Origin of the sequence: Mesobacillus sp. (genome assembly GCF_049588175.1) — a bacterium.
Lineage (GTDB): Bacteria > Bacillota > Bacilli > Bacillales > Cytobacillaceae > Mesobacillus.
On record NZ_JBAVFI010000230.1, the window covers coordinates 1 to 6,195 of the forward strand.

Annotated in this window: 6 protein-coding genes; 4 read left to right on the forward strand and 2 right to left on the reverse strand. The window is 39.3% G+C overall.

Annotation, left to right across the window (positions count from 1 at the left end; all coding sequences use genetic code 11):
• Nucleotides 1-242: 242 nt before the first annotated feature.
• Entirely contained in the window at nt 243-650 is a 408-nt protein-coding gene (locus WB217_RS05695; RefSeq protein WP_423991485.1) for a YugN-like family protein, read from the forward strand.
• Here WB217_RS05695 and WB217_RS05700 read toward each other — a convergent pair.
• The gene (locus WB217_RS05700; RefSeq protein WP_423991487.1) at nt 647-1,633 is read right to left on the reverse strand and encodes a potassium channel family protein; all 987 of its coding nucleotides are present in this window, start codon (nt 1,631-1,633) and stop codon (nt 647-649) included. The two genes, WB217_RS05695 and WB217_RS05700, sit on opposite strands and share 4 nt — an antisense overlap.
• Before the next feature lie 216 nt (nt 1,634-1,849).
• On the opposite strand from WB217_RS05700, the gene WB217_RS05705 reads away from it, so the two are divergent.
• Nucleotides 1,850-2,056, forward strand: coding sequence for a hypothetical protein (locus WB217_RS05705; RefSeq protein ID WP_423991489.1), 207 nt, complete (start codon nt 1,850-1,852; stop codon nt 2,054-2,056).
• 50 nt (nt 2,057-2,106) lie between these two features.
• Here the strand turns inward: WB217_RS05705 and WB217_RS05710 are convergent, their stop codons facing one another.
• Complete coding sequence (locus WB217_RS05710) at nt 2,107-3,513, reverse strand: amino acid permease (protein WP_423991491.1); 1,407 nt, start codon at nt 3,511-3,513, stop codon at nt 2,107-2,109.
• Nucleotides 3,514-3,871: 358 nt separating this feature from the next.
• On the opposite strand from WB217_RS05710, the gene WB217_RS05715 reads away from it, so the two are divergent.
• Both WB217_RS05715 and WB217_RS05720 read left to right on the forward strand, forming a co-directional pair.
• Nucleotides 3,872-4,459, forward strand: coding sequence for a DedA family protein (locus WB217_RS05715; RefSeq protein ID WP_423991493.1), 588 nt, complete (start codon nt 3,872-3,874; stop codon nt 4,457-4,459).
• A 403-nt stretch (nt 4,460-4,862) separates the two neighbouring features.
• Nucleotides 4,863-6,195 (forward strand): spore germination protein (locus tag WB217_RS05720; protein WP_423991495.1); only part of this gene is annotated, 1,333 nt, incomplete at its 3' end.

Consider the following 6,195-nt stretch of genomic DNA (forward strand, 5'->3'; position numbering starts at 1 on the left):
CAACAGGGTACTCCTTTTTATGTAGCATATTGTTTTAAGGATATTAAGGTATGATTTTCGTTTTCTCCGAATAACCCAGCTTATTTTTCGTAATACCCGTAACACTTCCCTCAATAATCTATTCTCTGCAAATTGGAAAATAACAAGTATTTTTCCCAGTTACGCCTTTTCAATAATCTTTAATGAAATATTCCCTTTTGGTTAAAACTAACCTTAAAATGCACAGAAAGGCGGAACGTCCAGTGATTGAAATTCCATCTGAACTTGAAGGCAAACACTTTGACCTTTTTAAATTGGAACAGATGCTTAAACCTCTTGGTTATACGATTGGCGGAAACTGGGATTATGACCATGGAGCCTTTGATTATAAAATTGATGACGAAGTTGGGTATCAATTTTTGAGGCTTCCATTTAAAGCAATTGATGGCCAGCTTGACTCACGCGGTTGTACGGTTCAATTGCAGCGGCCAATGCTTCTTTCACATAAGTACCAGCGAGGCGTTGACGACCATGCCAATATCGGGAACGCGAGTGCTTCTTTTAACCAGTTTCAGGAACCCGTGGACAAGGATGCAAGCTTTCCAGAAAAATATATTGAAGTCGGAAAATCGCTAGTCCATGAAGTCGAATCTTCAATATTGAACCACTAATTGGTGATTGTTAAAAGCATGTCGTTTTGCTCTATTTTAATATGGTTGCTGGGGTTGACAACGATGTCATCCCCTTTTTTAATTCCAAGCAAAATCACATTCTGAGCTAAAAGCATCGTGCTTGCCTCGATGAAACTCTTGCCGATCGTTCTGCTTTCAGCCGGTATATAGGCAAGGTGCTTGCCATTTAGTTCTCCAAGAAAATCAAGAAGTGAATTAACATGACCTTCTGTAAAGATGCTGTTTAAAATGACAGCACTGGTTAATTTGTTAGTTTGAATCAGTTCATCTGCTCCCGCTCTGCGCGCATTATTGATCTGCTCGGTTGTCAATATTTCAGCGATGCAGTAAATATCAGGGTTGAGCCCTTTGATTGCGAGCAGAGTCAGAACAGTGTGCATGTCTGCGTGCAATTCATCCAGGTTCTGATCAGAAGTAATAATCACCTTTCTTGCTGTTTGAATCTTAGCCCTTAATAATGTATCGTCACTGTTAGCTCGCCCTTTAATAAAATGAACATTCTCTTCGTTGATGGGATTCGATTTTAATGATTCATCAATTAAAATAATCTGCACCTTGGAGTCAGACATAGATCGAATAATTGACCGCGACCTTTCGTTCCAGCCAATAATGATGACATGGCCAGATCCTTTATAAATGATATTTCCCTCTAGATATTGGTTCTGTTTCGTAACAGTTGCGGCTGAAAGATGGATGAAATAAGACGACAAAAAGCCTGTTCCTACCAGCAACAGGAGTATGCCAGTAATACGCCCCAGAAAAGTCGAAGGATAGAAATCCCCGTAGCCTACAGTTGATGCGGTTATGATTGCCCACCAAATCCCATCAAAAATAGTGGGGAAACTCTGTGGTTCAATGAGGTGGATGATTGCACCAAAAATAAAAATTATGAAGGCGGCAATCATTAAAAACCTCGTTAAAATCGGCAGACGAATGAAACGAATATAAATCTGGTTCGTCAAGTTAGCTCCCCCTAAAATCTTGATCTTCATATGTAAGAAAATATTCATTACTTTTCCCTTATTCTCTTGTTCAAAAACAGTTTTGATATGAAAATAATCTAATACCATTTTCGGCCTAGCATTAATTTTTAAAACACGGCTTTACTTAAAATGTGCAGTAGCCCGTACCAATTTTCTTTTTTTACATATTCTGTAAAGTAAAGGAGGGATATTGATATGTCGTTAGGATCAAATTCGTATGTTTGGCTTTTCCTGGCTGTCATTTTAGCGGGATACGCTCTTTTTAGAGTAGGGGCTCTTTCATTGGCTGCATTTTTGGGTTTATCTTTTTTACAAATCATAGGAATAGTTGTCATCGTTATCTTTGCATTCTTAATCATATTCATTGGCATTAAAGTCCTGCTAAGGGGCGGCTGGTTCTAATAATGGAGAAAGAACCTGCTTGATCATGGGCAGGTTCTTTCCCTTTTATTTTAAGTTGTCTCTTTTAACCTTTGTGGTGCCACCCTGCCGTAAAAGAAAATTCCGCTGGCAAGGAGAATGACTCCGAAGGTGAATGTTTTAAGGTCCGAGGTACCTGCGATAATGACCCAGATGGAGTACAGAGTCGAAATCGCTGCAATCACTCCATCCACCACTCTTGATCTCATATTCGAATACGTTTCTCCAGTAAGTACAAGCTTTAATTGGAAAACAGAAGAGATAAAATAAGGGACTAAATAGGACAATGTTGCAATAAAAATAATAAAGTCAAATGCATTTGCAATGGAGTTTGAAATAGTCGAAAAAACAAATAGCTGACCCAAAATGTTCGTTACAATTAAAGAAAAAACAGGAAGTCCTTTTTTATTTTCCTTCAAGAATGATTGCAGGAAAAGACCTTGTCGGGCAGCCTGGTAGGGAACCTCGGCACTTAGCCATACCCAGCCAATCGTCGAACCAAATAAGCTGATTAATCCAAGTATGGCTAGAACTTGACCGCCAATTGGTCCGAGGACAGTTTCAATCGCATCGATCAATGGCTTTTCAGATGCAATCAAAGATTTTTGGTCCAGCATCCCCATTACAAGCATGCTTATTCCAATGTATATGACTAAGGCAATCAATAATCCGAGAACAGTTGCCCGTTTGACATCTACGGGACGTCTAGCCCTTGAAGCGAAAACTACAGCAGATTCCACCCCAATAAATGCCCATAGAGTAGTGATTGCGGCATTGTTGATTTGCCCATACAAACCGAGTGAATTGCCAGCTTCGTCAAAACGGGGAGCAGAGAATGGCAGGATGTTTGCTTTTTGAAATGCAAACAAGCCAATAATGATAAATAGAAAGAAACCTATTACTTTTGCTGCGGTGGCTAAGAAATTTATTTTTCCAGCCTGTTCCATTCCACCTAAAATGATAAAATGAGTTCCCCATAAAAGAAGTGTACATACAATAAAGGTCATTAAATTTCCGGTTCTAATCACTGTGCTGCCAATTGTGAAGAGTTCTGATTGGCTTGTTAAAATAGGGAAGAATGTAGAAAGATAGCTCGCAAATGTTGTGATGATGGCAACATTTCCAGCAAAATTGCCAATCCAGTAGCCCCATGAAGCCATGAAGCCCGAAAGTGTTCCAGCATGTGATCTGGGACGGAATAATTCTTTTGCATAAATCTGAGGACCGCCAGTCAGTTCAGGCTTTCTCAATGCAAGATTTCCAAATACCAGAGCAGTCATCAATACACCAAATCCCGTCAGCAGCCACCCCAATAAAACACCGAGCGGACTCGCTGCTTCAGATAGGGAACGAGGAATCATGAAAATTCCCGAGCCCACCATATTGCCTACAACAAGGGCAGTTAAAATCCAGACACCTAATTTATTCGATTGACCCAAAGCGATCTACTCCCTTACAGTTCTATTATGCTCAGATAAAAAGGGTATATATAATCCATTGACTATAATACTTAATTGAAAAGGACATCTATTATATTGTGCTTAAATCACACAAAAATAACACACCAAATTCAGGTGTGCAGTCGTATTCATATTAACTTGGGAGATAAGACCTTGAAGCGTATGAAAAATATCTCTTTAATAAAATTGAACTATAAGGGCATTTATTTTTAAATTGAATTCCGTGTAAATTCGGATGGAGCTTTTTGCTATGCCTAAATAAATCCAAAGTTTACGAATAGAGCTTGGAAGAACTATAATGAAACAAGTCAGGTAAAAGATTGGAGTGGGTACTTAAGTGCAGGATTTTATATTAAATGTATTGGACTGGCTGTCTAGCTTGGGATACCTCGGGATTGCCCTGGGCTTGATGCTTGAAGTGATCCCAAGTGAAATCGTTCTTGGTTATGGGGGATACATGATTTCTCAAGGAACGATTGGTTTCGCCGGAGCAGTTATCGCAGGAACGATTGGGGGAACAATCGCCCAGCTGTTTTTATATTGGCTTGGATATTATGGCGGAAGGCCTATGCTTGAAAAATACGGAAAATACTTGCTTATTAATAATCACCATATCGATTTGTCTGAACAGTGGTTCAAAAAATATGGTCCAGGCGTGATTTTTTCTGCTAGATTTATTCCAGTAGTAAGACATGCGATTTCGATTCCAGCAGGTATTGCGAGAATGTCCTTTATCAAATTCACTTTATACACCATCGCCGCAATCATTCCATGGACGATCTTCTTTCTTAACCTTGGAATTGTCCTCGGCGAAAATTGGGCAGGCATTAAAGATGCGGCAAGGCCTTATATCATTCCAGTAGCTGTGATCGCCCTGATCGCTGGGATTATTTATTTTATTTGGATGAAAAGAAAAAATCGATAAAGATAGAATTAATTTTTTAAGCTCAGGATTAGATCCTGGGCTGTTTTTTTATTACTTAAATGACTTTTTTTCAATTAATGGTGATTTATTAGTGAAGTGAGCAAGATTTTCCTAAGTTGATTAGACTTTTTACGATAGAAAAAAAGTTAATTCACCAGTTGCATTAAGTTTTTCACCAGTTGTATCAGGTTTTTCACTAGTTGGAATGATTTTTTCACCAGTTGAACCAAATATTTCACCAGTTGAGAAAATTATGGAAACCTCAGCCGGATTTTAACATAGCTTTTGTAAAAAAGATGATTACATAACAATATAATTCCGCCATCTCCTCATAAAAATTAGCAGAATAGCAAATGTTAAGAACAGGAAATGCAGTTCCAAACTGGCAGGGAGAAGATTTAATATGTTGATGGATATGCTTAAGCTGTTTAATAAGCAGCAAAATAAAAAATCTCCCCCAGGAAAACAAGAGGAGGGAGAGCAAACAGAGCTTAAAGAAAAAGAATTCAGCGATGACCTCCAAGCAAATTTGACTATTTTAAAAAAGCTTTACAGCATACCTGATAATAAGGATGTAAAGCTAAGAGAGCTGTATCTCGAAGGCTTTAATAAACAGGCTGCGATTATATTTATCAGCACAATTACAGATATAAAAAGTATTGAAGATCACATCCTTAAGCCATTAACTGAAAATACATCTCGAAATAAGCAGGTAAAGGATATCGTATCGGTGCAAATGGTACATGATATTTTATATTTCAAAGATGCAGTGAATGATATTAATAAGGGGAATGCGATTCTTCTTATGGATGGGGAAGCCAGGGCTTATGTCATGGATTGTCCAGATTTCCAAAGCAGGGCGATCGAGAAGCCTGATAATGAAATCCTGATCAAGGGACCAAAGGAATCATTCATTGAAAAGGCAGTCACAAATATATCGCTGCTCAGGAAAAAAATCAGGAATGAGAACCTGATCGTTGAGGCTATTGAAATCTCCCAGCGCTCTCATAATGATGTATTTATTGTATACATACGCGGGCTGGCAAATGAAAAGCTTGTCAGCAACATCAAGAAAAGGCTGGGCAGTCTGGATGTTAACTCGATTCAAAACCTGTCACTGCTTGAGGAATATATCGAGGAGCGCAGCTATTCTTTATTCCCGAGTATCCTCTCCAGTGAAAGGCCAGACCGAGCAACGTCTTTTTTGGAGGATGGCTATATCGTCCTATTAATGGATAATTCTCCAGACAGTTTAATATTGCCGGCCACCTTTTGGTCTTTTTTCCACAGCCCGGAAGATCACTATCTGCGGTTTGCATATGCCAATTTTACAAGGGCCTTAAGAATGGTAGCCATGTTCATAACGCTCTTTACATCTGCCATCTATGTGGCTATTACAACCTACCATGCCGAAATGATTCCACCTGACTTATTGCTCGCAATTGCTTCCTCCCGCGAGAAGGTACCATTTCCGGCAGTTATTGAGATCCTGATTATGGAAGCGGCATTTGAGCTGATTAGGGAGGCGGGACTTCGTGTACCAAGTCCAATCGGTCCGACCATTGGAATTGTAGGAGCACTCATTCTCGGACAGGCAGCGGTTCAAGCAAATATTATCAGCCCAATCGTGATTATTGTTGTCGCACTTGGCGGCCTCAGTTCTTTTGCCGTAAGCGATATAAGTTTGAATTTCGCAGTAAGGTTAATCCGTTTTATATTCATCTTGAGTGCAGCCA